At 65.9% G+C, this 26,852-nt stretch carries 29 protein-coding genes; 17 read left to right on the plus strand and 12 right to left on the minus strand.

The window, feature by feature from the left end:
* The first annotated feature begins 39 nt into the window (after nt 1-39).
* From AC4JJG_RS19690 to AC4JJG_RS19705, 4 genes are all read left to right on the plus strand, one after another.
* Nucleotides 40-573 carry a hypothetical protein gene (locus tag AC4JJG_RS19690; protein ID WP_495400570.1) on the plus strand — a complete coding sequence of 178 codons (534 nt, stop codon included), beginning with the start codon at nt 40-42 and terminating at the stop codon, nt 571-573.
* A gap of 110 nt (nt 574-683) precedes the next feature.
* Nucleotides 684-1,247 (plus strand): copper chaperone PCu(A)C, encoded by a 564-nt coding sequence (locus AC4JJG_RS19695; protein ID WP_495400569.1) that lies wholly within the window; start codon nt 684-686, stop codon nt 1,245-1,247.
* Nucleotides 1,240-2,439: a Dyp-type peroxidase gene (locus AC4JJG_RS19700; RefSeq protein ID WP_495400568.1), complete on the plus strand. Its 1,200-nt coding sequence runs from the start codon at nt 1,240-1,242 to the stop codon at nt 2,437-2,439. Before AC4JJG_RS19695 ends, AC4JJG_RS19700 begins: the two co-directional genes overlap by 8 nt.
* Before the next feature lie 132 nt (nt 2,440-2,571).
* Nucleotides 2,572-3,081: a hypothetical protein gene (locus AC4JJG_RS19705; RefSeq protein ID WP_495400567.1), complete on the plus strand. Its 510-nt coding sequence runs from the start codon at nt 2,572-2,574 to the stop codon at nt 3,079-3,081.
* 44 nt (nt 3,082-3,125) lie between these two features.
* Here the strand turns inward: AC4JJG_RS19705 and AC4JJG_RS19710 are convergent, their stop codons facing one another.
* Nucleotides 3,126-3,809, minus strand: a complete 684-nt coding sequence (locus AC4JJG_RS19710) for an enoyl-CoA hydratase/isomerase family protein (protein WP_495400566.1) — start codon at nt 3,807-3,809, stop codon at nt 3,126-3,128.
* A 30-nt stretch (nt 3,810-3,839) separates the two neighbouring features.
* Nucleotides 3,840-4,457 (minus strand): TetR/AcrR family transcriptional regulator, encoded by a 618-nt coding sequence (locus tag AC4JJG_RS19715; protein WP_495400565.1) that lies wholly within the window; start codon nt 4,455-4,457, stop codon nt 3,840-3,842.
* Between the two features lie 144 nt (nt 4,458-4,601).
* Here AC4JJG_RS19715 and AC4JJG_RS19720 point away from each other — a divergent pair, with 144 nt between their 5' ends.
* The 9 genes from AC4JJG_RS19720 to AC4JJG_RS19760 all read left to right on the plus strand — a co-directional run bounded on the left by AC4JJG_RS19720 (nt 4,602) and on the right by AC4JJG_RS19760 (nt 15,435).
* Complete coding sequence (locus tag AC4JJG_RS19720; RefSeq protein WP_495400564.1) at nt 4,602-5,009, plus strand: YciI family protein; 408 nt, start codon at nt 4,602-4,604, stop codon at nt 5,007-5,009.
* 26 nt (nt 5,010-5,035) lie between these two features.
* Nucleotides 5,036-6,181, plus strand: coding sequence for an RNA polymerase sigma factor (locus AC4JJG_RS19725; RefSeq protein ID WP_495401006.1), 1,146 nt, complete (start codon nt 5,036-5,038; stop codon nt 6,179-6,181).
* Between the two features lie 179 nt (nt 6,182-6,360).
* Nucleotides 6,361-7,818 (plus strand): DUF3375 domain-containing protein, encoded by a 1,458-nt coding sequence (locus tag AC4JJG_RS19730; RefSeq protein ID WP_495400563.1) that lies wholly within the window; start codon nt 6,361-6,363, stop codon nt 7,816-7,818.
* Nucleotides 7,815-8,633: a DUF4194 domain-containing protein gene (locus tag AC4JJG_RS19735; protein ID WP_495400562.1), complete on the plus strand. Its 819-nt coding sequence runs from the start codon at nt 7,815-7,817 to the stop codon at nt 8,631-8,633. Before AC4JJG_RS19730 ends, AC4JJG_RS19735 begins: the two co-directional genes overlap by 4 nt.
* Nucleotides 8,630-11,974: an ATP-binding protein gene (locus tag AC4JJG_RS19740; protein ID WP_495400561.1), complete on the plus strand. Its 3,345-nt coding sequence runs from the start codon at nt 8,630-8,632 to the stop codon at nt 11,972-11,974. The genes AC4JJG_RS19735 and AC4JJG_RS19740 overlap by 4 nt, the downstream gene beginning before the upstream one ends.
* A gap of 39 nt (nt 11,975-12,013) precedes the next feature.
* Nucleotides 12,014-12,514, plus strand: a complete 501-nt coding sequence (locus AC4JJG_RS19745; protein WP_495400560.1) for a peroxynitrite isomerase — start codon at nt 12,014-12,016, stop codon at nt 12,512-12,514.
* Between the two features lie 112 nt (nt 12,515-12,626).
* A complete protein-coding gene (fadD5, locus tag AC4JJG_RS19750) occupies nt 12,627-14,246 on the plus strand; it encodes a fatty-acid--CoA ligase FadD5 (RefSeq protein ID WP_495400559.1) in 1,620 nt (539 codons plus the stop codon).
* Between the two features lie 14 nt (nt 14,247-14,260).
* Nucleotides 14,261-14,851 carry a DUF2238 domain-containing protein gene (locus AC4JJG_RS19755; RefSeq protein WP_495400558.1) on the plus strand — a complete coding sequence of 197 codons (591 nt, stop codon included), beginning with the start codon at nt 14,261-14,263 and terminating at the stop codon, nt 14,849-14,851.
* 206 nt (nt 14,852-15,057) lie between these two features.
* The gene (locus tag AC4JJG_RS19760; protein ID WP_495400557.1) at nt 15,058-15,435 is read left to right on the plus strand and encodes an excalibur calcium-binding domain-containing protein; all 378 of its coding nucleotides are present in this window, start codon (nt 15,058-15,060) and stop codon (nt 15,433-15,435) included.
* An 88-nt stretch (nt 15,436-15,523) separates the two neighbouring features.
* On the opposite strand, the gene AC4JJG_RS19765 is transcribed toward AC4JJG_RS19760, so the two are convergent.
* Genes AC4JJG_RS19765 through AC4JJG_RS19775 form a run of 3 tightly spaced genes read right to left on the minus strand, consistent with a single transcriptional unit; the run spans nt 15,524 to nt 18,808 of the window.
* A complete protein-coding gene (locus tag AC4JJG_RS19765) occupies nt 15,524-16,999 on the minus strand; it encodes an FAD-dependent oxidoreductase (RefSeq protein WP_495400556.1) in 1,476 nt (491 codons plus the stop codon).
* Nucleotides 17,000-17,030: 31 nt separating this feature from the next.
* Nucleotides 17,031-17,888, minus strand: a complete 858-nt coding sequence (locus tag AC4JJG_RS19770; RefSeq protein WP_495400555.1) for a DUF4873 domain-containing protein — start codon at nt 17,886-17,888, stop codon at nt 17,031-17,033.
* A 5-nt stretch (nt 17,889-17,893) separates the two neighbouring features.
* Nucleotides 17,894-18,808, minus strand: coding sequence for an AurF N-oxygenase family protein (locus AC4JJG_RS19775; RefSeq protein WP_495400554.1), 915 nt, complete (start codon nt 18,806-18,808; stop codon nt 17,894-17,896).
* A gap of 121 nt (nt 18,809-18,929) precedes the next feature.
* Here AC4JJG_RS19775 and AC4JJG_RS19780 point away from each other — a divergent pair, with 121 nt between their 5' ends.
* A complete protein-coding gene (locus tag AC4JJG_RS19780) occupies nt 18,930-19,556 on the plus strand; it encodes a TetR/AcrR family transcriptional regulator (RefSeq protein WP_495400553.1) in 627 nt (208 codons plus the stop codon).
* 105 nt (nt 19,557-19,661) lie between these two features.
* Here AC4JJG_RS19780 and thpD read toward each other — a convergent pair whose 3' ends face one another.
* Together thpD and AC4JJG_RS19790 are read right to left on the minus strand one after the other, a co-directional pair.
* On the minus strand, nt 19,662-20,549 hold the full coding sequence (gene thpD / locus AC4JJG_RS19785; protein WP_495400552.1) for an ectoine hydroxylase: 888 nt from the start codon (nt 20,547-20,549) through the stop codon (nt 19,662-19,664).
* Between the two features lie 119 nt (nt 20,550-20,668).
* Complete coding sequence (locus tag AC4JJG_RS19790) at nt 20,669-21,028, minus strand: TraR/DksA family transcriptional regulator (protein ID WP_495400551.1); 360 nt, start codon at nt 21,026-21,028, stop codon at nt 20,669-20,671.
* An 88-nt stretch (nt 21,029-21,116) separates the two neighbouring features.
* Here AC4JJG_RS19790 and AC4JJG_RS19795 point away from each other — a divergent pair, with 88 nt between their 5' ends.
* The gene (locus AC4JJG_RS19795) at nt 21,117-21,548 is read left to right on the plus strand and encodes a PPOX class F420-dependent oxidoreductase (RefSeq protein WP_495400550.1); all 432 of its coding nucleotides are present in this window, start codon (nt 21,117-21,119) and stop codon (nt 21,546-21,548) included.
* 75 nt (nt 21,549-21,623) lie between these two features.
* A complete protein-coding gene (locus AC4JJG_RS19800) occupies nt 21,624-22,688 on the plus strand; it encodes an amidohydrolase family protein (protein WP_495400549.1) in 1,065 nt (354 codons plus the stop codon).
* A gap of 9 nt (nt 22,689-22,697) precedes the next feature.
* On the opposite strand, the gene AC4JJG_RS19805 is transcribed toward AC4JJG_RS19800, so the two are convergent.
* The 3 genes from AC4JJG_RS19805 to AC4JJG_RS19815 are packed head-to-tail and all read right to left on the minus strand — an operon-like array spanning nt 22,698 to nt 24,154.
* On the minus strand, nt 22,698-23,159 hold the full coding sequence (locus AC4JJG_RS19805) for an SRPBCC domain-containing protein (protein WP_495400548.1): 462 nt from the start codon (nt 23,157-23,159) through the stop codon (nt 22,698-22,700).
* A 10-nt stretch (nt 23,160-23,169) separates the two neighbouring features.
* Nucleotides 23,170-23,814, minus strand: coding sequence for a dihydrofolate reductase family protein (locus tag AC4JJG_RS19810; RefSeq protein ID WP_495400547.1), 645 nt, complete (start codon nt 23,812-23,814; stop codon nt 23,170-23,172).
* A 1-nt stretch (nt 23,815) separates the two neighbouring features.
* Nucleotides 23,816-24,154, minus strand: a complete 339-nt coding sequence (locus AC4JJG_RS19815) for an ArsR/SmtB family transcription factor (RefSeq protein WP_495400546.1) — start codon at nt 24,152-24,154, stop codon at nt 23,816-23,818.
* Nucleotides 24,155-24,266: 112 nt separating this feature from the next.
* Here AC4JJG_RS19815 and AC4JJG_RS19820 point away from each other — a divergent pair, with 112 nt between their 5' ends.
* Complete coding sequence (locus AC4JJG_RS19820) at nt 24,267-24,641, plus strand: UBP-type zinc finger domain-containing protein (protein WP_495400545.1); 375 nt, start codon at nt 24,267-24,269, stop codon at nt 24,639-24,641.
* Nucleotides 24,642-24,644: 3 nt separating this feature from the next.
* On the opposite strand, the gene egtD is transcribed toward AC4JJG_RS19820, so the two are convergent.
* Nucleotides 24,645-25,583: an L-histidine N(alpha)-methyltransferase gene (gene egtD, locus AC4JJG_RS19825; RefSeq protein ID WP_495400544.1), complete on the minus strand. Its 939-nt coding sequence runs from the start codon at nt 25,581-25,583 to the stop codon at nt 24,645-24,647.
* On the minus strand, nt 25,580-26,836 hold the full coding sequence (gene egtB, locus AC4JJG_RS19830) for an ergothioneine biosynthesis protein EgtB (protein ID WP_495400543.1): 1,257 nt from the start codon (nt 26,834-26,836) through the stop codon (nt 25,580-25,582). The genes egtD and egtB overlap by 4 nt, the downstream gene beginning before the upstream one ends.
* Nucleotides 26,837-26,852 lie beyond the last annotated feature (16 nt).

Here is a 26,852-nt window from a genome sequence, read left to right on the forward strand (position 1 = left end):
GACTGTCTCCTACGTGGTGTCGTAGGTAGACTGTCATGCGTGAGCACGCGCCTGGAACTCCTGGTCAGGCTGCGTGCTGCCGGAATCTCCGCATTCTCCGGCGCGGCAGCGCTGGCCGGCCACGGAGCCGGAGGCGGTGCCACCGCCGTCGCGCCGAAGACCCTGATTGTGCTGTTGGCCATGTGCGCGGTGCCTGCCTTTCTCGTGACATCGAAACAGGTGCGCCGCGGTGGGTTGCCGTCGATGATCGCTCTCCTCATGCTCGGGCAGATGCTCGGGCATGTCGTCCTGAGTCCGGGCCACGCCGGGCACACGGGCGGGGTGTTCCCCTCGCAGGCAATGCTCGTCGCCCACCTGGCGGCCGCGGTCGTCGCTTCGCTCCTGGTGCGCTCCGTGGAACAGCTGACTCTCGTCGCGCTCGGTGTGGTCGCGACGGTGATCCGGCAGGTGAGTCCGATACCGCCCGCCGCGGATCCATCGGTTGCCGGTGACCTCAGCCCGCGCGGCATACGCCCGGTCCGGGGCGCCTGGCAGTCATACGGCGGCACTCGCGCACCGCCATCTGTGGTCTGATCCGACATCGCCGGACTCGTATCCGGACTTCCTCATCGGGACATCGGCACACGACGTGCCCGGTGCGCGCACGCGTGCCGTCCCGATCCCAGACTTCAGACGAAAGACACATGATGATCACGCATGTCCAATCCTCGCCACGTTCATTCGGCCGGCTCGCCGGCCTCGCTCTCGCGGTCGCCCTGACCACCGGCCTGACCGCATGCACCTCCGAGGACACGTCCCCGGACACCGCGACTCAGGCATCGTCGGTGACGGTGAACCGGCCGTGGGTCAAGGCCGAATCATCCGGTATGACAGCGGCATTCGCCGAGATCGCCAACGATGGGTCATCCGACGTCCGGGTGGTCTCCGCGTCCAGTCCGGCCGGCGGCCGGATGGAGATCCATGAGATGGCCGACCAGGACGGCACGATGGTGATGCGCGAGAAGGCCGATGGGTTGCCCATCCGCGCGCATGAGTCGGTGTCCCTGTCTCCGGGGCATGACCATCTGATGCTGATGGACCTTCGGGGACCGGTCGCGTCCGGTGACACGGTGACGATCACGCTGACCTTCGCCGATGCATCGACACTGACGTTCGACGCCCAGGCGCGAGACTTCCTGGGGAACAAGGAGAACTACCAGCCCTCGGGCGACTCGGGCTCACCCATGCCGTCGATGCAGCATGGGTGATATCAGCCGTCGTCGACTGATCCGCGGCGCCGGGGTCGCCGGTGTGGGCATCGCAGGCCTGGGGGCCGGACTCGCTCTGGCCCCCACCCGTGACGCGGGAAGCCAGATGATGGGTTCGGCGACGGAAGAATTTCACGGGGTCCATCAGGCGGGCGTGACGACCACTCCGCAGGCGCACGCCCAGTTCGTCGGTCTCGATCTGTCCGCCGGAATACGCGAGGTCTCGGTGCTGGCCGGGTTGCTTCGTATCTGGTCGACGGACATCGCATCGTTGATGGCCGGTCGTGCCGCTCTGGCCGACGCGGAGGAGGAGATCGCGGCCAGTCCGGCACGCCTCACCGTGACGGTCGGCCTCGGGCCGACGGTCTTCGATCGGGTCGGGTTGCCCCGGCGACGACCGTCGTGGCTACATCCGTTGCCTCCCTTCGGAATCGACCGCCTCGACGACGCGTGGGGTCAGACCGACATCCTCCTGCAGGTGTGCGCCGACGACCCCATCACGGTCGCCCATGCCGTCCGTGCGTTGACCGCGAGTGTCCGGGGCCGCACGCGAATCCGGTGGTCGCAGCGCGGATTCCGCAACTCACCGACGACCAACGCCCCCGGCACGACGATGCGCAACCTGATGGGCAGTGTCGACGGCACCGTGAATCTGCGGACTGATGACGAATTCGACACCCTTGTCTGGTGTGACGACTCGGATCAACCGTGGATGGCCGGTGGAACATCACTGGTGCTGCGGCGTATCGCGATGAACCTCGATACGTGGGAGGAACTCGATCGCGATGGACGTGAGCTCTCGGTGGGCCGCCGTATCGACACCGGGGCACCGCTCACCGGCACCGGGGAGCACGACGTGCCGGACTTCGAGGCCGCTGACGCCGGTATCCCGGTGATCCCGCAGTCCTCCCATATCGCCCGAGCCCATCAGCGTCACCCCGACGAACAGTTCCTGCGACGCGCGTACAACTACGACGATCCGCCCGCGCCCGGTCAGATCTCCAACTCGGGGCTGCTGTTCGCGGCGTATCAGCGGGACATCGACAAACAGTTTCTCCCGGTCCAGCGCCGACTGGACGAGCACGATGCGCTCAATCAGTGGACGACACCGATCGGGTCGGCGGTGTATGCGGTTCTCCCCGGCGCGCCGTCGGGTAGCTATCTGGGGCAGCGGCTGGTCGAAATGTCGTGATCTGCTGCCGGATTTGCGCGCTTGACGTGAATTGAGCTGTGTTCGATCATGTTTCGGCCTTGGCTGGGCAGATGTACAGGCCTACGCTCGAGGCGGGTCGGATCCATGAAATCGGCAGAGGGAGATGATGTCATGGTGACGCGCAAGACTCGTGTGGCAGCGGTGGGATCGGCAGTGATCGCCTGTGTCGCGCTGGGAGTGCCCATCGCCGCTAACGCTGCGCCGAGCGCACCCGCGAAGCCGGATTCGGCCATGCTCAGGATCGACGGCGACATGGTCGGACCGGGCGGAATGCACCTGCTGGCCATTCGCACTCACGGAATGCGTGTGCAGGGCAGGACCACGGGGTGGTACGACGCGACGGTCATGGACGGGCGGAACCGACTGCCCGTCCAGGTTCATGGACCGGTGACCTGTATCCATACGTCGGGGGATACAGCGTCGCTGGTCTATCCGATCACGTCGACCACACCCCAGGTGGTGCCGCCGGGCGCCTCGGGCACGTTCGCGGTGCAGATCACGGTGCGCAAGGGGCGTACCGATCGGGTCGGTGTGAACGGCCCGATGCCGACCTCGTCGTTCCACGGATGCCACCCGAAGGCCACGCCCAATCGCTTCGAGGGGACGATCGATATTCGTTGATTCACAGTCGATCTCGACGACGACATCGAGGTGATGCGCGTGTGTCAGGCGCGGCCGCGGCGGAGTGCGTCGATCACCGAGGCGTACATCGTGGATTTGATCGCGGTGAGGGTATTCGGGTCCTTGCCCGTGCGCCCGTGCACGAGACCGATCGCGGTGTCCAGCAGATCACTGTGCGGCGCAGTGGATTCCACCAGTCCTGCTTCGACCGCTTCGGGGCCACCGTACCGTCGGCCGGTGGTCATCGACTCGTGTGCGGGAGCAGGGGTGAGCTTGCTCTGGATCAGGGCCGCCATTCCCGGGGTGAACGGAATGTTGATGTCCACCTCGGGAAAACAGACGTACCCACGATCAGCGCGCATGATGCGACGATCGTGCGCGAGCGCCAGCATCGCTCCGGCTCCGAAGGCGTGCCCGTTGACCGCGGCCACGGTGGGCAGCCCGAAGGTGAGCACTCTCTCGAAGAGTTGCTGTACCCGACCGACGTACCAGTCGAGACGATCGCCGTTGGCCACCAACCATTCCAGGTCGAGTCCGTTGGAGTAGAACTTCCCGGTGCCGGTGGTCACGAGGGCCGAGGCGGTGTCCCGCACGGTCGCGAGTGCGTCCTCCACCGCGTCGAACCAGTCGAGCGAGAAGCGGTTCTCATCGTCGCCGATGGTCAGGACGGCAACCTGTGCGGCGGCGTCGGTCTCGTCGAGCGTGCGGTAGTCCAGCGTGACGGACATGGTCGGTGGTCCCTTCGTGGTGATGAGTGGCTAACGGGGAGAAGGAGGTTGGAGTGCGACGACGGCGCGCACCGCGGCGGCCAGACGGCCACGGACCGCGTCATCGGGAGTCCGCTTGCCGCGCAGCAGAAGCGCAGTCGGCAGTTCTACGACGCACTCGCGAATGACCTCGACGGCCGCGGCATCGGCTCGGTCCCAGACCATTCGGGCCAGTTCGACGAAGAGTCCGGTCAGATCGTCGTCCAGGCGGGCGAGGTCGGCGGCGAGGCCGGCCTCGAGATCGCTGTCGTCGATCAGGTCATCTCGCTTCACCGTGAGAAGAAGGCGCGCGCTGCCCGGATGCGCGTACAGGAACGCCGCGGGCGCATCGGCGGCGGCGACCACCGCCTCGGACGCGCAGCCCGGATTCTGCGCCGTGGCGTTGTCGACAGCGGCGCGCTGGAGTGCGAGGAATCGGCGCGCGGAGCGGAGCCATGCGTGGGCGAGCAGTCCCGCTCGTGATCCGAAGGCGTGATAGATCGCGCCGTTCGACATCCCGGAGGCCGCTGCGAGGGCGCGAACCGTGAGTGCCGACGCACCCGATCCGCCGACCAGATCCTCGGTCACGTCGAGAACCCGATCGATGTCATGTTCTCGCGGCCGGGGCACAGGGAAACGGTAACAGAGCACCCGCTCTAGTTCGAGATCGAGTCGTCGTCGGGCAAGGTGGTATCGGATGTCGAAATGCGCGAGCCGGCTCCGTCCCGGTAGTGAGAGCAGCCACCGGGGCTGCCTCGTCGAAGGGAGATACCGATGAAGTACCTGATGCTCAAGCACTATCGCGGCGGCCCGACACCCACGGTCGACTTTCCTCCGCTGGATCAGTGGGAACCCGCAGCCGTCGAAGCTCACATCCGCTACATGGGGGACTTCGCCGAGCGGCTCCGGCAGAGCGGAGAGTTCGTCGACGAGCAGGCGCTCTCGCCCGAGGGCGCATTCGTGCGCTATGACGGCAAGGGCAGGCCGCCGGTCACCGACGGCCCGTTCGTGGAGACCAAGGATCTCATCGCCGGGTGGATGGTCATCGACGTCGACTCGTGGGAACGAGCACTCGAGTTGGCGGCGGAGCTGTCCGCCGCGCCGGGACCGGATGGTGAGCCCATTCACGAGTGGCTCGAAGTGCGACCGTTCTACGGTTCCGCCCCGGTCATCACCGAATGACCGACACGTCGCGGTCGAACGTATCGATGGATCCGGTTCTGCTGCGCGAACTGGTACCCACCGTCATCGGCATCCTCATCCGGCGCGGAGCGGACTTCGCGTCGGCTGAGGATGCCGTGCAGGAGGCTCTGATCCGAGCCCTGGACACCTGGGACCGCGACCCGCCGCGCGATCCGCAGGGCTGGCTGGTCGCGGCCGCGTGGCACAAGTTCGTCGACTCCGTCCGCGCCGAGTCATCCCGCCGCCGAAGGGAATCCGAGATGGGCGCCGAACCGCACCACTCGGAGATCCCGTCCACCGACGACTCGCTCGAGTTGTACTTCCGTTGTGCGCACCCGGCTTTGACGCCCGCGTCGGCCGCGGCGCTCACCCTGCGGGCGGTCGGCGGGCTGACCACACGCCAGATCGCGGCGGCGTTCCTGGTCCCGGAGGCGACGATGGCCCAGCGGATCAGCCGGGCCAAGAAGCGGCTCGAAGGCCGGCCGCTCGACCGGCCGGGCGACCTCGGCACCGTGCTGAGCGTGCTGTACCTGCTGTTCAACGAGGGCTACGGGGGTGAGGTGGACCTCGCAGGCGAGGCGATCCGGCTGACCCGTCAACTCCACGCGATGACCCACGACGTCGAGGTGGCCGGACTGCTGAGCCTGATGCTGCTCCATCACGCCCGTCGGGCGTCCCGGACAGGACCGTCGGGCGACCTGATACCGCTCGCCGAGCAGGATCGGTCGTCCTGGGACACCCGTCTCATCTCCGAGGGCGTATCAATCCTGCAGTCGGCGCTGTCCCGCGACCGCCTCGGCCCCTATCAGGCGCAGGCCGCCATCGCGGCCCTCCACGCCGACGCGACGAGCGCCGACGAGACCGACTGGCCGCAGATCGTCGAGTGGTACGACGAACTGCTTCGCCTCACCGACAGCCCGATCGTCCGTCTCAATCGGGCGGTGGCCGTGGGGGAGGCCGATGGCGCCCTCGCCGGTCTGGCCGCGCTGGCGGACGTGGATCCCGAACTGCCCCGCTATGACGCGGCCGCCGCGCATCTCCACGAATGCGCCGGCGACCGGGAACGCGCCGCCGACCTTTACGCGCGGGCCGCGACGCGGGCAGGCAGCGTGGCCGAGCGCGATCACCTCACCAGGCAGTCGGCCCGTCTGCGGCATGCCGGGTCGCGCTGATCCGTGCCTGTGTGCCGACCTCAGGTTGAGGGTGAGGCCGGTGCCAACACGCACGCCACCGGCACCGTCGAGCGGCGAGGAATCGGCGTGGCAGACTACTCGGGTCCTTTGATGTACTGAACGGCTCGCGTCAACGCTGAAGCCTGGGTCAGACGATGCGAACCGGGAGGCGACGTGTGATGGGTGCGGGACAATCGACGCTCGCCGCTTCGCTGGACGCCAACCGGTCGATCCAGCAGTCGGCGGCGGTACGGCTCTTCGCGGCCGGCAACTCGGCGCTCTACATCACGCTGATGGAACGGCACCTGGACTTCGGCGTCCGGATGTCGGAGACCGAACTCGTGGTGCGGCTCGAACGCGATCTGGCCGAGCTGGACGTCCGCGATCAGTCCGGCGGACTCGACCTGGTGAAGTCCTGGGCCAAGCAGGGTTGGCTGCACCGGGTCAGTGATCCGGCGGCCTCGGGGGGACACAACGTCTGCTACCTGTCCACCGAGGCACGGTCCGTCCTCGACTACACGCGCCGCCTCCGGCGTGAGGACAGTCTCGCCACCGGCGGCTCGCTCAACGGCATCGCGGCAGGTCTTCGCCGGGTCGCCGGTCAGGTCACCAGCGATCCCGCCCAGATCCGCGTCGGCATCGAGCATCAGATCGAAGAACTCGACGCCGAGCTCGCCGATCTGGATGCCGGGGTGCGTCCGGAGCCCGACCTCCGGGTCGCCGAGGACGAGGCACGCTCGATCGCCTACCAGATGGAACAGGTGATCTCCGACATCGGCCAATACGGCAGCATGCTCGACCGGATCACCACGCGGCTGCTCGACGATCCGCACGATTCCGACCTGGCCTACCGGGACCGGCAGCGGCAGATGTTCGACGACTACGAATCGTTGCTCGACTCTCCGCAGAGCGCGTCGTATCACGCGTTCACCCAGTTGATCCAGGATCCGCAGCAACGTGCGCGGCTGGTCAGCGATCTGGCGACGGTCAGCGACAATCTGCCCGGGATCGACGCCGGGCTGCGGTCGGTCATGGACAACTTCTTCGGCCTCGTCACCCAGCAGATGGGGGAGGTGGGCCGCACCCGTCAGCGATGCGCCCGCCGGATCCGGCGGTTCGTCGCCGCCGGGACGCTGGAGCAGAGTCGCGGCATCGCGCGTCAGCTCAACGACGCGCTCGCCACCGCGAATGACCTGCTCAAGAGCTCCCTCGCGGACCGGCGACTGGGCTACGAACTGCCTCTGGCGACACCGTCGGTGACCTCCGTCGGTCGGCTGGTCTTCGAGATCCGGGATCCGGCGCCTCCGGCGACGGCTCTGCCCGCCGGTGCCGAGGCCGACCTGTCGTCGTTCGCTTCCCTTGCCGGACAAGTCGATACGGTCGCACTGACCGAGGCCGTGAACGACGCCGTCGCCGACGGGCCCATCGCGCTGTCCGATGTGGTGGCACGCCTCGACCAGGCATATCTCGCACATGTGATCGTGCTGTGGTCCTGGGCTCTCAAACAGCCGGCGACCGCGGACGCGGGTTCCACTTCCGTCCGTTTCCACTCCCTGGAGGGACAGGACCGCGTCATCGAGATACCCGCACTGATCTTCTCCGAACCGATCCCGACTGTGGAGGTCGACGCCCTGTGACCAGCGAAACCGATACCGCCACCGACGATCTCGACACAGCCGCGACCGATGCCCCGGCCGGGCAGGGCGCCGGGACCCCGATTCCGGACGAATACAAGGGTTTCGACGATCTCCCCACGGCTCCGCGCGGTCGCACGCCGCAGGATCGTCCACAGGTCCCGCGCTTCGACGGAGACGTGAGCGAGATGCCGGACCGGGCCTGCTGGGCACTGCAGAACCTCGTCACGCGCCGCTATATCAGCGCCGATCGTCAGCCACAACTGTGGGCCTGGGTCGTGGAGTTCGAGGACCTCCTACGCATCCGGCTCTCCGAACTCGACATGCGCCTGCGCGTCGTGGACGAACTCGAAGTGGCCTTCGTCGAGCAGGCGGGCTACGACTCCCGGTGGGGCCGTAGGATTCTCAAGCGCGAGACGGTCAACACCTACGACGCGATCCTGGCGCTGCATCTCGCCAAATATCTGCGCTCGTCGCGGGAGGACAGGGTCCTCATCACCCGCGAGGAGATCCACGAACTGTTCGCCGGGGTCACCAACACCATCGACCGCGATCTCGCGTTGTTCGACAAGCGCATCGAGCGGTCCGTCGACAAGCTGGAAGAACTCGAGTTCCTGCGCAGGCACCGCGACGACCCGGACACCTTCACGGTCAGTCCCGTCATCTCCGCGGTCATGACGGCATCGGTCATCACCGACCTGCAACAGCAGTTCGAGCAGTTCATCGGCTCCGGCGATCCCGGCGACGGCGAACGAGAGGCCGGGGTCATCGCCGATGACGACTCCGACGACGAGAACGACGAGGGAGACGACTGGTGAGCGGATCGGTCGACCAGTACTACCTGTCCCGGCTGCAGTTGATCAACTGGGGCGTCTTCGACGGCTACCATTCGATCCCGTTCAGTGTCGGCGGTTCCCTGATCACCGGCTCGTCCGGCAGCGGCAAATCGTCACTCCTGGACGCGATCTCGCTTGCATTCCTGCCCGACCATCGTCGGAACTTCAATGCCTCCGGCGACGCCACCGCAGCCGGATCGTCGAGCGGCAAACGCACCGTCGGCAAGTATGTGCGAGGAGCGTGGGGCGAGCGGCGCGACGGGTCAAACGCCCGAGAGATCATGTATCTACGCGGGACCGGACCCGCGTGGGCGGCAATCGCGGTCACCTACACCTCGACATCGGGCACGGCGATCACGGGTCTGGTCCTCAAGTGGCTTGCCGCGGGCAAGATGACCGATGCCCACTCGTCGTACTTCATCGCCGACGGCGACCGCGACATCGTCGACGTCTGTAATGACTGGGCGCGCAACAACTACAACGCCGCGAAGTTCCGTGAGCAGGGCTGGCGCGGCGGACCGGGTGAGGGCAAGTACCTGGCCACGCTCTATTCGCTGATCGGGATCCGTGGCTCCGATGCCGCTCAGCAGCTCCTCGGAAAGGCCAAGTCACTCAAGAGCGTCGGTGGTCTCGCACAGTTCGTCCGGGAGTTCATGCTCGACGAACCGACCAGCATCGTCGGGATCAAGGACGCGCTCGACCAGATCGATCCGCTCGTGGAGGCGCGCGAGATCCTGGACGTCGCGCGGCGCAAGCGCACCATCCTGGACAACATCGAGAACGTGCAGGAACGGTACGCCACGGAGGCCGCCACCTTCACCGTCCTCGACACCATCGACACCGACACGGTCCGGTCGTACCTCAACAATCTGCGGCGCCGCAACGCCGAACCGGAGATCGCGGACCTCGACGACCAGATCTCCCGCCTGGACGGCGATCTCGCCGCACTGACCACCCAGCACGATCAACTGCGCCAGGACCACAGCCATCTGCTGTCCCGCATCGCCACCTCGACCGGCGACCTCGCGCCGCTACAGGAGCAGCTCGGTTCCGCCCAGAAGGCCGGCAACGAGGTGGCGATGAAGCGCGCCAGCTACGAGCACAAGGTGTCCGCGCTGGGCTTCGAATTGCCCGACGACGCCGAAGAATTCTGGGCACTGCGCGAACAGTTGATGGAGGAGGCCACCCGCATCGACGGCCAACTCGAGGCGGGTAAGGCGCATTTCGCCGAGACCCTTGCCCAGGAGGTTGCGGCGCGCACCCAACGCGATGCCGCCCAGCATGAGTTGAGTCGCGTGGAGCAGGCCGGTTCGGCCCTGCCGCGAGCCGAGCACGAGATGCGCCGCATCATCGCGAACGGTCTGCAGGTCGATGAGTCCGAACTGCCGTATGTCGCCGAACTCGTCGAACTCGATCCCGACTCCGAGCGCTGGCGTCTCGCGGTGGAGAAGGTGCTGCGCAATGCGGGGCTGCGGCTTCTGGTGCCGGACAAGCATTTCGATGCCGCACTCAAATTCGTCAACAGCCACGACATGCGGGGCCGCATTCAGTTGCACCACGCGGAGAACAGGGGAGCGCCCGCGGTCGAGCCGGGCACCCTCGGCACGACGTTGCGCGCGGTGGATCCGTCGCATCCCTGCTCGAACGAGGCGCTGACCATCCTGTCCCGGCTCGGCAACTATGCCTGCGTCGACTTCCCGAGCGACTTCGCCGAGCACACCAAGGCGGTCACCCCACAGGGGCTCCGCAAGGATTCGGCGAAGCTCGCGATCAAGGACGACCGGCAGCCGTTACGCGCCTCCCAGTACATTTTCGTCGGCAACGTGAGTGCGAAAATTGCTGCGCTGCAGGAGGAGTTGGCCACCGAACAAAGCGCGTACGACGCGGCGCGCGACGCCAGCGCCGAACTGGATCGGGAGCGTACGGCGAAAGAACAGATGCGTGACGGCTACCGGCGTGTGTGTGAGCAGTTCACGCAGTGGAGCGAGATCGACACCGACTCCGCCGACGATCGTGTCGAGCAATTGACCGAGCAGTACGACCTGCTGATGGACGAGAACCCGGATGTGGAGGCGTTGCAGCGCAAGGCCGAGGACATCTGGGAGCAGGTGCGGGCGGCGATCTCCCAGGCGGCACTCGTGCGCGACAAGATCGCCACCCACGACAAACGTCGGACCCAATTGCTCGATCTGGTGGACCGGCTGAAACCGGAGGCGATCTCGGAGCAATCCGAGGCCACCCTCGACGGGTTCCGTGAAGAGTCCGCCGCGGCTCTGGATGTGCTTGCGCCCGACGCCTTCCGGCAGGAGATCCTGAAGGCCGTCGCCAAGGACCGCGACCGCATGCGCTCCGACGCCCGGCGGTCCCGTGACGAACTCGCCCGCATCCTCGACAGTTACGACGAGGAGTTCCCGGACGCGATCCCCAACGACAGTGATGATTTCGACGAGCGCATCCACGACTATGTGGCCCTGAGCCGTCGCATCGACGAACGTGAGCTGCCGACGGCCTACGAGCGCATGCGGCGGTTGATCACCGAGCAGGCCCCCGGCGCGATCCTCAACCTGCACATGGCCGCCGACGCCGAGGAGCGTCGGATCGTCGAACAGATCGAGCGGGTGAACACCGGGCTCGGCGCGGTCGCCTTCAACCGCGGGACGCGATTGCGTTTGCATCCCGGTCGCAAGAACCTCGCTGCCGCAGCAGAACTCACCGAAAAGGCACGGCAGATCTCGCAGCGCACGACTGCCGTCAGCTTCGGCGATGAACAGGCGATCCTGGAGCAGTACTCCGACATTCTGTTGCTCCGCGAACGGCTCGCCGGTTCGACACCGGAGGACCGGCAGTGGACGCGCGACGCGCTCGACGTACGTAACCGCTTCGACTTCTACTGCGAGGAACACGACGCCGAGTCCGGTGAGACCATCCGGACGTACAGCAACGCCGGCGACAACTCGGGTGGCGAACAGGAAAAGCTCATGGCGTTCTGTCTCGCGGGCGCGCTCAGCTTCAACCTGGCGAGCCCGGAGAGCGGCGACAACCGGCCGATCTTCGCGCAGCTGATGCTGGACGAGGCGTTCTCGAAGTCGGACCCGCAGTTCGCGCAGCAGGCCCTCTCGGCGTTCCGCAAGTTCGGTTTCCAGCTGATCATCGTTGCGACGGTGCAGAACACCAGCACCATCCAGCCCTACATCGACAACGTCGTGATGGTCTCCAAGACCGAAGCCGCCGGCGATGCGCACCCCGTGGCCGCAGCCCTGTCGACATCGATCGTGGAGTTCAGCGAGCTGCGGAAGTCGAGCACCGATCGGCTCCCCGTCTGAGACGGCTCGACATATCGGTGCCCTCGGTACGCTGAGAGCATGCCCTCAGCCCCGCAGTCTCCGCCGTTGCATCCACTGGTCGAGCCACTGGCTCCGCTGCTGGGAACCTGGTCGGGGCTCGGCGCCGGCGAATATCCGACCATCGAACCGTTCGGGTACCGCGAAGAGGTGACCTTCGGGCACGTCGGCAAACCGTTCCTGGTCTATGGCCAACGGACCACGGGCGTCGCCGACGGACTTCCCATGCATGCGGAATCCGGCTACCTCCGCGTCCCCGAGCCGGGCGTCGTCGAGTTGGTGCTGGCGCACCCCAGCGGTGTCACCGAGATCGAGGTCGGCACCTACGAGATCGTCGACGGCCTTCTGTGCCTGGAACTCGCCACGACATCGGTCGGGCTCACACCGACGGCGAAAGACGTTTCGGCACTGGGCCGTTCCTTCTCCCTCGACGGCGACGACCTGTCGTACTCGTTGCGTATGGCCGCGGTTGGTCAACCATTGCAGCATCACCTCTCCGCCGTTCTCCACCGCAATTCCTGAGCGATTCGGGAAGTCGTCCCCCTACACCCTTCGGACCTTTACAGTGTGACTGAAGCCACACATATATGTGATCCGATGTCCGAAGGCCTTCGACGACCAGGGGAGCGCACGCATGACCGACACCATCGAATCCAGTACCGAGCTGACCACCGAGCCGATGCGGTCGCGTCGCAATCACTGGAACAATCATGTGCGCCGGCACTCGTATATGACGCCGGACCGTGTGGCGATGAAATTCCTCGGTGCCGAGACGACGTGGCGGCAACTCGACGAACGCTCCCGGGCCTTTGCGGCTGCCCTGCACCGTCGCGGCGTCCGGTCCGGCGACCGGATTCTGATGGCGCTGCTCAACCGTCCCGAGTACATCGAAGCCGTTCTCGGTGCCAACCTGATCGGCGCCATCCCGGTGCCGGTGAACATCCGGATGAGTCCGGCGGAGGTCGGCTATCTGATCGCCGACAGCGGCGCGCGGGTCATTCTCACCGAGACATTGCTGGCGCCGCTGATGGCTGCCGCGAGCGCATCCGCCGACATCGATGCCACCATCGTCGTGAACGGTCCGAACCGCGCTGATGGCGAAACGGATTCCGCGACTCTCGATTACGCAGATCTGGTTGCCGAGGACAGTTCGGATCTGCCGGAGATCGACATCCCCGAGGACACCGTCGCGCTGATCATGTACACGTCGGGAACCACCGGCCGTCCGAAGGGCGCCATGCTGACCCACGTGAATCTGCAGGCCCAGGCCGTGACGACCATCGCGTCCACGGAAGGGCACGATGACGATGTGGTGATGGTGGTGCCACCGCTGTTCCATATCGCCGGCATCGGCGCCTTCAGCTCCTACATCTATCGCGCCGTGCGCGCGGTGATCAATCCGCTCGGCGCCTTCGACCCCGAGGCCATGCTCGACGAGATGGAGCGGGAGGCGGTGACGTCGGTCTTCATGGTGCCCGCCCAGTGGCAGGCGGTCTGTGCCGCACAGGCCAAACGTCCGCGCGACCTCAAACTCCGGGTGATGACCTGGGGTGCCGCGCCCGCCTCCGACTCGGTGCTGAACGCGATGAACGAGATGTTCCCGTCGGCCCTGAACATGACGGCGTTCGGGCAGACCGAGATGTCGCCGGTGACCTGCATTCTCGAGGGCAAGGACGCACAGCGAAAGATCGGCTCCGTCGGCAAGGTGGTCCCCGCGGTGACGGCACGCATCGTCGACCCGCTGATGAATGACGTCGCTCCCGGAGAGGTGGGCGAGATCGTGTACCGCGGAGCCAATCTCATGAAGGGCTACTGGGGAAAGCCCGAGGAGACCGCGGAGGCGTTCCGGGGCGGCTGGTTCCACTCGGGTGACCTGGTCCGTCAGGACGAGGACGGATTCCTCTACGTCGTCGACCGCGCGAAGGACATGATCATCTCCGGCGGCGAGAACATCTACTGCGCCGAAGTGGAGAACGTGCTGTTCGGGCATCCCAAGATCGTCGAGGCCGCCGTCATCGGGCGAGCCGACGAGAAGTGGGGCGAGGTCCCGGTGGCCGTCGTGGTACTCGCCGAGGGCGTGGACGACCTGACCATCGACGAATTGACGCCGTACCTCAACGAGAACCTGGCGCGATTCAAACAGCCCAAGGATCTCGTCATCATCGACGAGCTGCCACGTAACGCCGGCGGCAAGGTCGTCAAGCCGCGACTGCGAGATGCGTACGGCAGCAAGGATGCCGGGTTGCATCACTGAACTACGATCCGGGCATGACAGAACGTCGTTGTCCGGCATGGGTTCCCGCGCTGATCCTGGTTCTCACCATTGCGCAGCTCGCAGTTGCGCAATGGTGGCCGGGCATCGAACGTTTCGCGGATAAGGCCTTCGGCGCACGGCTGATCACCTATCCGCTTCTCATGCTGCTGGCGCCCGCACTCTGGTGGATCTTCGTCGGACGGAGGAGCCGCGTCCGTCCGCCGTACGGCGCGTTCGCATTGATCATGCTGGCCTTCCTGATCGATGTGACCGGCAACAGCGCGGACCTCTATGATCGTGTCGGCTGGTGGGACGACGCCAATCACTTCGTGAACTGGCTGCTGCTCCTCACCGGTATCGGGCTGCTGATCGGAGGATCCGTTCGCCCGGCATGGGCCCTGGTCCTGGTCGTCACCGGACTCGGCGCGGTCCTGGCGATCGGCTGGGAGTTGGGGGAGTGGTTCACGTTCATCCGGCACGGCACCGAGATCGAGACCGCCTACGAGGACACCCTCGGCGACGAGGCCTTCGGCACGCTCGGTGCACTCTGCGCCGGACTGATCGTGGCTCGTGCGTCGCGGCATCGGAGTAGTCCGAAGAGATGATCGGGGCCGCGATATGCGGTGTTGATCGGCGTTTCGTCCCGCGAAGGACCGCCGACCGTCTAGTGTCACAGCCGATAGTGAAGCGGGCTCATCGCAACCGGCATATCCCGGTCGCCCCGCATCAGTCGGGGCTGTCGGGTATTGAGGAACAGACACCGATGGTCTTGACACACAAAGCCACGAGCACGTCACGCCGGAGCGGGCGAGTGGCGGCGGCCGGAGCCGCCGTTGCCGCGGGAACGTTGATCGCCGGACTGGCGGTGGCGACGCCCGCCGCCGCCGCACCGACACCCGTTGCGTACTACAAGAATTGCCAAGCCGCGCGCGACGCCGGCGCGGCGCCGATCTACCAGGGTCAGGACGGTTACCGGTCCGCACTCGACCGCGATGGCGACGGCGTCGCCTGCGAGCAGTCGGGGACGTCGCGACCACCGCAGAACCGGCCCGCGCCGCCGCCGCGGTCCACGCCTGCGCCCCCGCGTCAACAGCGGCCCGCACCGGCGCCGCACCCGAAGCCCAAGCCGAAGCCGAAGAAGCACAAGCCCAAGCCGTCACCGTGGGGTTCGTTGGGGTCTCTCTCTTAGAACCGCCCCGTGGCCCCGGACGGGGCGCCATACCTGTCACCGATCGGCGAGGTGGATCACAGAGTGCGATCCACCTCGCCGACGCGTGTCAGCTGTGGACCATTCGCCGGAGAAGTCCGCGCCTTCTGGGCGCCGCGTCAACGCCTCCGTCGCGGCGGGTCAGCAGCCCGGCGGCATGGTCGTCGAGAAGAGCTCCGACGGTCTCCTGCGCACATGTGCGGTTGGTGCCGATCACCCCGGTCGGTCCACGTTTGATCCAACCGGCGGTGTAGATGCCGTGCAGCGGTCGCCCGTCCGCACCGAGCACCCGGCCCGAGTCGTGCGGGATGGTGTGGCTGCTCGCATCGAACGGCACATCCGATATCGGTTGGCCACGAAAACCGATCGCGTGCACCACGAGACCGGTCTCGATCACGTCGTCGGTGCGGCCGGTGACACGGAGGCCGCGGGCGTGATCGCCACCGACGATCTCCATGGGAGTGGTGTGGAAGCGGAGTGTGATCGTTCGGTGCGATCGATTCCGTGGACGGGCCGCGATGTCGGTGAGCAGCCGGAGTTTCGGTGACGTCGGATCGTCCGGGAGATCCGCGGGGTCGACGATCACGTCGACGCCCGGCAGATGGGTGAGTGCGAGCAGTTCGGGAAGCGTAAACGCCGCATGCTCCGGCCCGCGACGGCCGGCGACCACCACGTCATGAACGGTGCCTGCGCGAAGCGCCTCGAGAGCGTGGGGCGCGATATCGGTGCGGGCCAGAGAGTCGTGGTGGGACACCAGGATCCGGGCGATATCGATCGCCACGTTCCCGTTGCCGATCACCACCGCTCGTCGATGCCCCAGCGGTGGCGCCAGATCTCGGTGTGCCGGATGGTCGTTGTACCAGCCGACGAACGCGGCCGCGGAGACCGAACCGGCGGCCGATGATCCGGGGATGTCGACCTGTCGCTGGTGGAAAGCCCCCGGGGCGTAGATGACCGCGTGATGGTCGGCGGCCAGCTCCGAGGGCTGCACATCGACGCCCACCTCCACCCCGAGATGTAACCGGAAGCGTCGCTTCTTTTCCGGGCTGAAGTCGAACTGGTCGACCACCGACCTGGTCCGGGGATGGTCGGGGGCCACGCCGTAGCGTGCCAGCCCGAACGGCGAGTGCAGCTTCTCGAACATCTCCACCCGGATCCCCGGATGATGGAGAAGTTCTGCGGCACAGTAGAAACCGGCGGGTCCGGCGCCGACGATCGCGACGGTCAGCGGGTCCCTGCTGGTGACCAGCGGCACGGGCCTCGGTGACCGGGGGAAGATCGGGTTCAGTGTGTTGTCGGCGAAATAGTCGGCGTTGATCGCGGCATACTCGGCGGTGTCGGATCCGAGGGCGGTGCCGGGGACGATCGCATCGACCGGGCAGGCATCCGCGCACGCGCCACAATCGATGCACGTGTTCGGGTCGATGTGCAACATGTCGGCGGTGGCGAAGTCGGGATCGTCGGGGGATGGTCGAATGCATCCGACGGGACACAACGCGATGCACGACGCGTCGTTGCAGCAATTCTGGGTGATGACGTACGCCATGAAAGTCCTTGCTGTACAGGGTTGTCGACGGTCAGCGAAGTTCCGGGAGGATCACCTCGAGGTCGATCGGATACGGAGACGTACCGACGCCGGTGATATGTGCTCCGCCCCAGGGATCCATGTCCACGAGGAGGGCGGGTACCGCCTGACGTCCGGGCACCCGCAGGCTCACCGCAATATTGACCGAGACCTGCAGATCCGCCAGTGCCGGTGTCGGATCGAGTCGACCGATCCACCTCAGACTGTTGTCGACGGGCTGGTACACGGACAACAGGTGCGCGGTCACCGGATGCTCGATGCCCTCCTCGTCGATGAGGACGGCCGGACCGTGGTATTCGTCGTCGGTGTGGTCGTCGTCGAGTCGGCTGAAGGTGTAGTCACCGAGCTTCGGGTGACGCGACGACCACCAGGATCGCCATCGTGCTACCGCGTTATCACGCTGACGCCGCAACACTCTGTTGTGGTGGCGTTGCACATGCGCTTTTACTTCGATGCGGGTGGTGTCGCGTTGTTCCATCGCATGAATCAGGGCCGCGACATACCTCGCCGTCGACGTGGCCTGCACGTCACCGCGTCGGCGGCCGCGACCGGACCTCGTTTCGGGAAACAGGAAGCGATTAGGGAGGCCATGAACGGCGACACCACGATACGGCGCGTCGGCACCGTCGCCCGGTGCGGCGTGGGCGCCCACGACTTCGATCACGACGCGACCACGGACCTCGCGCCCGTCGTCGGTGGTGATCGTCCACTGATGCGAATCGTCATCGAAGGCCGAATGACGAACGCGCGCAGAGGAGATCGACGTGATGTCTCCGCGAACGGCTTTCCGGATCAGCCCGATCACCGGGCCGGTCGCGCCCACCGGACCGATGATGACCACGTCGTGCATATGACTCACAGGAAGCCGAATCGACGCCACAGCGCGCGGGACACGGGGTTCAGGAGTTTGTTCTCCTCCAGGAAGACTCGGAGGCCGTCAAAGGACTCGCGGCGGCGCAGTCGTCCCTGTTCGCTGGTGCGCGCCTGCCGCATCGCCTCGCGCACGTCGAGTCCGCACCGCCGGTAGACGCGCTTGTCGTACATGAGCCGACGGATGACGAAACCGGCTGCGCCGTTGAGAGTGGCGCTGAACTGCCGCTCCCACCAGGCCGCGTGCTGCACACGACGCCGAACACCCTCGCGTGCGTACCGAATATGCCGTGCTTCCTCGGTGACATGGATACGCATCACCTGGGCGACGAGCGGTTGCAGATCCGGGTGGTGCAGAAAATTCCGTTGGACGTCGTCGATCAGTTCTTCACCGCAGAGGGCGGCGACCCACAGGAACAGACCGCGATACGAGAACGGAAACAGTTGCACCGTCATCGCCTCGAGTCGCGAAAGGCGATAGGGCACAACACCGACTGCCGAGACGGTACGGCCGAACATCACCATGTGCCGCGTTTCGTCGCCGATCTCGGTCAACGCGTAGTGGACATTCCGGGACGTAGGGTCCTGATGCAGCATGGCCCGCAGCAGCCCCTGGTTGAGGGTGTTCTCGAACCACACCGCACGAGTGAGCGTGTTGCCGAGTTCCTGTCGGGACAGTTCGACGCGTTCCCGATGAGTCATGCTCTCCCACAGCGGGGTTCCGTAGAGCGAGATCATCTCGGGCGGCATGTAGAACAGGTCCGGGTCCTGTGGCGCGTCCCAGTCGATGTCGATCTCGGAGTTGTAGGACCGCCGCATCGAACCGCCGATCAGGCGGTCGGCCAGGGCATCCCGGTCGGCGGCGTTGGTTTCCCTCGATGAACCGAGTTCGGTCGTCATACCTCTCACACACCTTTCGCATCCGTGGCGATGGCAGTGCCCCCGGCGCCTGACGTCGCGAGCAGCTTGGGGAGAAGGTTAGACACTATTTGTCTATTCGTCTACCGTTACGATGGTGTTTGTGAGTACGGTTCGTTCCGCGGCCTCGGTCGTCAACCAGGCAGTCGCCGCCAAGGGGGCCGATACGCGTACCCGCATCCTCGACGCGGTCGTCGCACTCGCGGGACATACCGGTTTGCGGAAGCTGTCCATGGAGGAAGTCGCCCGTCGTGCCGGCGTCGGCCGCGCAACGCTCTACAAGCACTTCACCGGCCGCGACGATCTCATCGGAGCCGTGGTGCAGGCCGAACTGGCGACGTTCTTCGACACGGTGCAGTCGGTGGTCGGGGACTACGACGACATCGACGACAGGGTGATTCACGGCTTCGCGGAAGGCTATCGGCTCCTGAGTGGACATCCCGCCGTTCGCCCCGTCCTGGCGCTCAACCCGGATCTGTTCGTGCCCTATGTGATCACTCCCGACAGCTACCCGCTGGACCTCGGTCGGGGATTCGTCGAGTCGTTCGTGATCGGTGACGAGTTGCCCGAACCGGCGCGCACCCGATTCGCCGAACACGTCGCGCGGGCCTATCACACACTGATTCTCATTCCGTCGACGCGACTGGGCCTCGACGACGGCGACGGGCCGGAACAGTACGCACGGGACTTCCTGCTTCCGGTGCTGAATCACCTTCGCACGACGGCCTGACCGGCTCCACGGACATCACCGCTCAGCGAGCTCGCGTGCACCATGCGATCGAACTCGCTGAGCGGTGTCCGTTGTGGACGTTCCGAACAGCAACCCGGACGTCGTTCAGGGGCGGGTGGCCAGGTGTTTGGGCCGGGGCTCGGCTGCGGCGAACGGCTGCACGAGCGCATTGGATCGCGCGTTGAACACGACGAAGAGATTGCTGCGCGGGTACGGCGTGATGTTGCCTGAGGAAGCGTGCAGGCAATTCGAGTCGAAGAAGAGAGCGGAACCCTCGGGGCCGGTCACGATGTCGATCCCCATCTCGTCGACCATCGTCGCGACATGCTCCTCCGACGGCGTGCCGAACGGCGGGCGATACGAGGAGAGCGATTCCTCGTGATAGTCGCCCGGCGTGCTGCCGAGGCAGGGAATGAACTGCTTGTGTGAACCCGGCACGATCATCAACGGACCGTTGAACTCGTAGTTCGGCGTCAACGCGATCGAGACGCTCAGCGCACGCGGTGCCGGCATGCCGTCCTCGGCATGCCAGGTCTCGAAATCGCTGTGCCAATAGAACGGCCCGCCTGCGAAGCCCGGTTTCAGGTTGACACGACTCTGGTGAATGTAGACATCGTCATCCAGAATCTGTCGGGCGACGCCGGCGATGGAATCGCGCCGGCAGATCTCCATGATCAGATCGCTCAGCTCATGGACGGCGAACAGCGACCGAACGTCGCCGTTGGTCCGCTCCCGGATGACCCGTGGGTCATCGCCGAGATCCGCGGTGACTGTATCGACAGCGGACCGGATACCGTCGATATCCGCTGCAGTCAGCGCCTTTTCGTCGACGTGATATCCACGAGACTCGTACTCGCGAAGGCCCGCGGCATCGAGGGGACCCGAATTGCGCCCCCACACCACAGGATGTGGCCGGGGTTCGATTGCCGCGGGCTGAGACGTTCTCGTCCGGTAGACGTCGACCGTTGTACGAAATTCAGTCTGCGTAACCATAGCTCTTCCATTCGTACCAGGGGGATCGCCGCGGGTCCACCCTCCGAACGGACTGCCCGTCTCGAAAGCTATTGGCGATAGTCAACTTTCAGTTCAAACAGCACACTCGACGTGCATCGTCACCACCGCCGGGATGGGTGACGAACTGCGCAGGAGACGCATTGCCGCGCATGCGGGAGGACCTCGAGTCGCTCCGGGTCGATGACCTCACCACAGGTCTCGCATCGTCCGTACGCGCCGTCGCCGAGACGATCCAGGGCGGCGTCGATCTCCTCCAACCGCACCCGTGACCGCTCGATCTGTGCGACCAACTGTCCTCGCTCGACGGCGAGGGTGGTGCCCTCGGGATCGTGTTCGTCGTCGGCCGCCTCGTCGCCGGTGGCCTCGATGACGGAGGCGAGGCGAAGTGACAGCGAGTCGATGAGTTCGGCCGTTCGCACCCGTTCGGCGTCCAGAGCTGCGCGTGACTCGTCTTCCATCGTTTCTTTGTACGCGCGGGCACCGACAAAACGGGCGCGTTCCGGTCGAGACCGGAATCGGCCCGTCATCGACGACGTTGACGCCATCATGACCGAGAACAACTATGACCCCCGCACCCTGATCGCCGACACGTCCATCGGCGTCCTCGCGACCATCAAGGCGAGCGGTATGCCGCAACTCTCCCCGGTGACGTCGGTATACGACCGCGAGCACGACACGATCTTCGTCTCCATGACCGAGGGACGGGCGAAGACCGCGAACCTCCGCCGCGACCCGCGGGCGGCCATCGAATTCACCAGCCCGGACGGCTACACGTGGGCGACCGCCGAGGGCACCGCAACCCTCATCGGGCCGTCGACGGATCCGGCGAGCGACGAGGTCGACGCACTGGTCGAGTACTACCGCCTCGGCGCGGGCGAGCACCCGGACTGGGATGAGTACCGGGCGGTCATGGTGTCGGATCGGCGCGTGCTGATGTCGCTGAAGGTCGAGCGGGTGTACGGCGCGAAGCTTCGATGATCACGGACGACCCGCCTTCGACGATCTGAGCGCAATCCGGCGGCACGACCGCGTTCCATCGATCAGGATGAGGCGATGAGTACGACGTGGCCCGATTCGGTCATCGACCCGCACATCCATCAGTGGGACCCGTTCACGACGCCTCGACACGTGTCGGGCCGGGCGCGCCCACTCCGGGCGGTGCCACGCGTTCCGCGTGCGCTCCGGTGGGCGTTGCCCAGGCGGGACCGTGAGTTCGTCGGGAACCCGCACCACTTGCTGAAGCCCTATTTGCCGACGGACTACCAACGGGATGCCGGACCGTTGCCGGTCGACTCGGTCGTGCACATCGAGGCCGAATGGCTGGGGGAGGACCACGCCGAGTCGGTGGACGAGACCCGGTGGGTGACGTCGCTGCCGTTCGGCGTCGACGGTGCACCGCGGCTCGGTGCCGTGGTGGTGCACGCCGATCCGCGATGGCACGACATCGGTGCAGTCCTCGACGAACACCTGTCGGCCAGTGATCTCGTGCGTGGTGTTCGACTCTCGGCTGCCAATCATCCGGATCCCGATGTGCGGAACTTCGCCGACGATCCGCATCTGCTGCGGCAGAACGAGTTTCTGCGCGGCTTCGAGGCCGTCGCGTCGCGCGGCCTCGGTTTCGAGATCTGGATCTACGCCCACCAGTTGCCCGACGCCGCTGTGCTGGCGCGCGAGTACCCGGATACCACCCTGGTAGTCGACCATTACGCCACGCCGGCCGGGATCTTCGGAGCCCGCGGCACCGACACCGGCCACACCGATCGCGAGCGCGCCGAGATCACGGCCAGCTGGCGCGACGACATTGCCGCGCTTGCGGAGTTCCCGAATGTGGTCGCCAAGCACAGTGGGCTCGGTATGCCCGTACTCGGCGACGATCCGCGGCGACCGTTCGACGTGGCAGATCCCCGGGCAGCACGGGCGGCGCCGCTGATCACGCACCTGCACAACGTCTTCGGAGCCGACCGGACGATGTGGGCGTCGAATTATCCCATCGACAAACCTGTGCACACTATCCCGGCGAGCGCACAGGTGATCCTCGACGTGCTGGGCGACGCCGCCGAACCGCAGAAGTTGTTTCACGATGTCGCACAACGTGTCTATCGGATCAGCAGAGGGTGAGGTGGCGCGTCATCCGAGAAAGTCGTTGAGGGCGTCGAGGATGCCTCGTGTACCAGCCTCGCGATTCGGGCCGTCGTCCCAGAATCGGTCGAAGAAGACCCCGTGCTCGGTATGGGTGAAACGTGTGCCGCCGTTGACGGTGTCGAATTCCAGCGATGCCACCGAGGTCGACATGTGGGCGCCGTCGATCCACATGTCGTACGTCGTGACGATCCGGTTGTAGTCGACGATGTCGGTATAGGTGGCCTCGTAGCGCGAGACGGGTCCGTCGTGGAACTGTCCTTCGGCGACATCGCGGCCGCCGACGCGGAAGTCGAAGATCCACTCGCCGGGTACGACGGCATCACCCGCACCCCACCATGAACGTTTCTGATCTTCGTCGGCGAACGCGTCCCAGACGCGTTCGCACGAGACCGGGTAGTCGCGAGTCAGCGTGAATCCCGAACGCGCCATTCGTCGTTCGACGGTCATCTGTGCGCTCCTATCGCGTAAACGTGACGTGGATGGTGCCGCTCTCGGCCACCTCCGAGGTGACGGCGTGTGTGAGCTCCAGTTCACGCAGGTCATCCCAGAGCCGTGTGCCCCCGCCGAGTAACACCGGGGCGATCGCGACGTGTAGGTCGTCGACGAGACCCGCGAGCAGGAAGTCGCGCGCCGTGCGCACCCCGCCGCCCACGCGGACGTCCTGGCCATCCGCATCCGCGGTGGCCTCGGCGAGGACCTCGTCGATCGCCGTGCTGCGGAAGTGGAAGGTCGTACCGCCCTGCATCGGGATCGACGGGCGAGGTGCCGTATGCGTGAGCACATAGACCGGTACACCGAACGGTGGCGTGTCGCCCCACCAGCCCGTCCAGTCGGGGTCGTCCGGGTAGGTGTGCAAGCCGAACATCGCGGCGCCCATGATCTCCGCGCCGATGTTCTGGAAGTAGGCGGCGGCGTAACGCTCGTCGACGCCCGTGGTCCCGTCCCCACTGGTGTCACCGAGGACGCGACGGCGGAACGAGCGCGTCGCCGCGTAGGCGGAGGTGAGCTTGTCCCAGTCGGCGCCCATGGGGTTGTCGGGCGTCTGGTCGCCCGCGGCGTAGCCGTCGAGCGAAATGTTCAGGTCGATGCGAACACGGGTCATGTCAGGGTTCCTTCGGAAGAGTGCGGGTCAGGTGGATGCCGAGACGATCGGCATGGCGTTCGGGGAGGGTGCGCTGTTCGTCGAGCCAGAGATGCAGGACATCGAGCGCCCCCGGCCGGAGACTGACCGTTCGGACACGGCCTTCCTTCTCCGACAAGACAATTCCCGCGTCCTCGAGTATGCGCAGATGCTGCATGAACGAGGGCAGCGCCATCGGGAATGGCGCAGCGAGTTCGGATACGACGGCGGGCGACTTCGCCAACCGTTCGACGACGGCCCGGCGCGTCGGATCCGCGATGGCGCGCAGAACCGCGTCCAACTCGTCCGAATACTTAGGCACACGCCTAAGTATTCGCCATACTTCGGGCGCCGTCAAGCCCTCCCTCACACTCAGGCGGTTGGGCATGCGCGGACCACCCCACAGGACAGAGCCCGCGCGCTACGTTGGATCCATGGCCGATGGTGAGACAGCGAACCAATCAGGATCGTCGGGATTCCCTCCGCCCTCCGGACCCGGATGTGTGGAGTGCGAGGCCGCCCGCAGTTGGTGGTTCCACTTGCGGCGATGCGTGGAATGCGGCCACGTCGGGTGTTGTGACGACTCGCTTGGGCAACACGCCAGCCGGCACTTCGAGTCGACCGGCCACCGTTACATGCGGAGCTATGAGCCGGGGGAGGAGTGGTTCTGGGACTTCGCCGACCAACAGGTCGTCGGCGGACCGAAATTGCCTCCGCCGCTGCATCATCCACTCTCACAAGGCGTCCCGGGACCGACCGATCGGGTGCCGTCGGACTGGCAGGAAGAACTCCTCAGAGCGCGCGGCTGAGAGTCAGGCCGTGCGCCGTCCGAGCGTGAGCAGGAAGTCGCCGGCCGGATCCGTCCACGTGGTGTCGACGCCGAATCCCGCGACGGCCAGTTCGTCGGCGACCATCTCGGGGGAGAACTTGACGCTGATCTCGGTCAGGAGTTCGGCGCCGTTGCTCAGGTGCCAATCTCTCTGCAGCCCAGGGAAATCGACGTCGATGTCACGACGTGCGCGGAGCCACATCTCGATGCGGTGGCGTACCGGATTCCAGCGGGCGATGTGGTCGAAGTCGTCGGCGTAGAGCCCGGACGCATCCAGTTCGGCTCGGAGGACCTCGATCATGTTCCGGTTGAAGTCCGCGGTCACACCCGCCTTGTCGTTGTAGGCCGCGGTGAGACGTCCGGTGTCCTTGATCAGGTCGGTGCCCAGCAGTAACGCGTCACCGGGCGCCATGGCGGCGGCGAGACGCCCGTAGAACGCGGCACGATCGTCGTCGTCGAAGTTGCCGACGGTCCCGCCGAGGAAGGCCACCAACCGTGGGCCTGCCGCCTCCGGAAGGTGCAGAACGCCGGTGAAGTCCGCTTCGAGTGGGGTGATCGTCAGGTCGGGGTAGTCGGCGGCCAGGATCGCTGCCGAGGATTCGAGCATTTCGACGCTCACATCCACCGGCACGTAGGTGGCACCGGGCGGAAGTGCATCGAGCAGAAGCCTGGTCTTCGTCGATGTGCCCGACCCCAACTCGATGAGCGTCGACGCTCCGGCCCTCGCGACGATGTCGGGAGCCGATTCGCGCAGGATCGCGGTCTCCCGGCGAGTCGGGTAATACTCCGGCAGGCGGGTGATCTCGTCGAAGAGTTTGCTGCCACGCTCGTCGTACAGCCATTTGGTGGGCAGACGCGGCGGGTCGGACCACAGGCCCTCGAGGGCATCGTCGGCGAGGGCGGACGACGTCGTGGTGGTCATCGGGCCAGCCGCAATCCGCTGAACGCCCACCGCGACGCTGCGGGGAAGAAGTTCCGGTACGTGCTGCGCTCGTGACCACGGGGCGTGATGGCGGATGCGCCCCGCAGGACGTGCTGGTCGGACATGAATTTCCCGTTGTATTCGCCCACCGCGCCGTTGGCAGGCACGAACCCCGGATAAGGCAGGTACGCACTGGCCGTCCACTCCCAGACGTCGCCGATCATCGCCGAGCCTGCTCGCCGAGGATGACATCGATCCGGATCGAGCAACTCACCACGCTCTTTCGCCACGTGCGACGAGGCCGCTTCCCATTCGAACTCGGTGGGCAGCCGCCCGCCGGCCCACCGCGCGAAGGCATCCGCCTCGTAGAACGACACGTGCAACACCGGTTCGTCGGAGACGAGTTCACGCCTCCCGGACAGGGTGAACGTGGTCCAGGCGTCGTCCTCGTTGCGTCGCCAGTAACCCGGTGCTTCCCAGCCGGTTTGCTTGATCTGCGCCCAGCCGTCGGACAGCCAGAGTTCGGGGCGCCGGTATCCGTCGTCGGCCATGAAAGCCAGCCAGTCACGGTTCGTCACTGCCCGCTCGGCGATCTCGAAATCCTGGAGGTAGACCTTGTGCCGCGGGCCCTCGTTGTCGTACGCGAATCCGCTGCCGTCCGCACCGACCTCGATCACGCCACCCTCGACGGAACGCCACGTGGGCTGCGTGTTGTCGCCGACGGCATCGGGTTCGCGATCGACGTACACCGGCCCCGGCGACAGCGGGATAGTGGAGAACAGATGCTTGATGTCCATCAAGAGCAGTTCCTGATGCTGCTGTTCATGATTGAAGCCGAGTTCCATGAGCGCGAGAGCATCGTCATCGAGCGCACCCCGTGCCAGTACGTCGGTCATCGCGGCATCGACGTATTCGCGGTAGCGCGTGATGTCGTCGACGCCGGGCCGGGTCACCAGGCCGCGGTCGGGACGTGGGTGACGTTCCCCGACCGCCTCGTAGTAGCTGTTGAACAGGTACCGGTAGGTGTCGTCGTACGCCACATACGACGGATCCCTCCGCAAGATGAACTCTTCGAAGAACCAGGTCACATGGGCGCGATGCCATTTGGCCGGACTCGCCTCGGTCATCGACTGTGGCGTTTGGTCTTCGGCGGACAACCGCGACGACAGCAGATCGGTCAACCCGCGAACTGAGCGGAAGCGTTCCGCGACAGTGACATCGGTATCGGTTGCGCCACGTTCAGTGATGCTCACGGTGGATCACCTCTCG

The sequence above is a fragment of the Gordonia sp. B8661-1 genome (assembly GCF_059427765.1).

Bases quoted from the DNA above. Each gene is read 5' to 3' on its own strand.
- AC4JJG_RS19695 (WP_495400569.1), top strand. From the start codon at position 684: ATGATGATCACGCATGTCCAATCCTCGCCACGTTCATTCGGCCGGCTC.
- AC4JJG_RS19700 (WP_495400568.1), top strand. From the start codon at position 1,240: ATGGGTGATATCAGCCGTCGTCGACTGATCCGCGGCGCCGGGGTCGCC.
- AC4JJG_RS19705 (WP_495400567.1), top strand. From the start codon at position 2,572: ATGGTGACGCGCAAGACTCGTGTGGCAGCGGTGGGATCGGCAGTGATC.
- AC4JJG_RS19710 (WP_495400566.1), bottom strand. From the start codon at position 3,809: ATGTCCGTCACGCTGGACTACCGCACGCTCGACGAGACCGACGCCGCC.
- AC4JJG_RS19720 (WP_495400564.1), top strand. From the start codon at position 4,602: ATGAAGTACCTGATGCTCAAGCACTATCGCGGCGGCCCGACACCCACG.
- AC4JJG_RS19725 (WP_495401006.1), top strand. From the start codon at position 5,036: ATGGATCCGGTTCTGCTGCGCGAACTGGTACCCACCGTCATCGGCATC.
- AC4JJG_RS19730 (WP_495400563.1), top strand. From the start codon at position 6,361: ATGGGTGCGGGACAATCGACGCTCGCCGCTTCGCTGGACGCCAACCGG.
- AC4JJG_RS19745 (WP_495400560.1), top strand. From the start codon at position 12,014: ATGCCCTCAGCCCCGCAGTCTCCGCCGTTGCATCCACTGGTCGAGCCA.
- fadD5 (WP_495400559.1), top strand. From the start codon at position 12,627: ATGACCGACACCATCGAATCCAGTACCGAGCTGACCACCGAGCCGATG.
- AC4JJG_RS19755 (WP_495400558.1), top strand. From the start codon at position 14,261: ATGACAGAACGTCGTTGTCCGGCATGGGTTCCCGCGCTGATCCTGGTT.
- AC4JJG_RS19765 (WP_495400556.1), bottom strand. From the start codon at position 16,999: ATGGCGTACGTCATCACCCAGAATTGCTGCAACGACGCGTCGTGCATC.
- AC4JJG_RS19770 (WP_495400555.1), bottom strand. From the start codon at position 17,888: ATGCACGACGTGGTCATCATCGGTCCGGTGGGCGCGACCGGCCCGGTG.
- AC4JJG_RS19775 (WP_495400554.1), bottom strand. From the start codon at position 18,808: ATGACGACCGAACTCGGTTCATCGAGGGAAACCAACGCCGCCGACCGG.
- thpD (WP_495400552.1), bottom strand. From the start codon at position 20,549: ATGGTTACGCAGACTGAATTTCGTACAACGGTCGACGTCTACCGGACG.
- AC4JJG_RS19790 (WP_495400551.1), bottom strand. From the start codon at position 21,028: ATGGAAGACGAGTCACGCGCAGCTCTGGACGCCGAACGGGTGCGAACG.
- AC4JJG_RS19795 (WP_495400550.1), top strand. From the start codon at position 21,117: ATGACCGAGAACAACTATGACCCCCGCACCCTGATCGCCGACACGTCC.
- AC4JJG_RS19800 (WP_495400549.1), top strand. From the start codon at position 21,624: ATGAGTACGACGTGGCCCGATTCGGTCATCGACCCGCACATCCATCAG.
- AC4JJG_RS19805 (WP_495400548.1), bottom strand. From the start codon at position 23,159: ATGACCGTCGAACGACGAATGGCGCGTTCGGGATTCACGCTGACTCGC.
- AC4JJG_RS19810 (WP_495400547.1), bottom strand. From the start codon at position 23,814: ATGACCCGTGTTCGCATCGACCTGAACATTTCGCTCGACGGCTACGCC.
- AC4JJG_RS19820 (WP_495400545.1), top strand. From the start codon at position 24,267: ATGGCCGATGGTGAGACAGCGAACCAATCAGGATCGTCGGGATTCCCT.
- egtD (WP_495400544.1), bottom strand. From the start codon at position 25,583: ATGACCACCACGACGTCGTCCGCCCTCGCCGACGATGCCCTCGAGGGC.